Here is a 233-nt window from a genome sequence, read left to right as displayed (position 1 = left end):
TCCCAAGATCGTGATTGGGATGACCGTGGTTTCCCTGGCCACCTCGGCCCCGGGACTCATCGTCAGCGCCCAGGCGGGCCTGGCGGGGTACCCGGACCTCGCCCTGGGCCACGTGGTTGGCTCCAATACGGCCAATTTGGGCCTGGTACTGGCGGTGACCCTGCTGATCGGGCATGTAAATGTCCGCCCGGCATTTTATGTAACGGACTGGCCGGTGATGATGGCCGCCTCTT

General features: G+C 63.9%; 1 pseudogene. It reads left to right on the top strand.

From position 1 onward, the window contains the following. Window positions 1–233, top strand: a pseudogene (locus ACRHNM_RS18320) (calcium/sodium antiporter); the annotation flags it as partial.

Origin of the sequence: Psychroserpens mesophilus (genome assembly GCF_050617655.1) — a bacterium.
Taxonomy (GTDB): Bacteria; Bacteroidota; Bacteroidia; order Flavobacteriales; family Flavobacteriaceae; genus Psychroserpens; species Psychroserpens mesophilus_A.
Note: the sequence above shows the minus strand (reverse complement) of the source record. Positions and strands in the feature narration are given on the sequence as shown.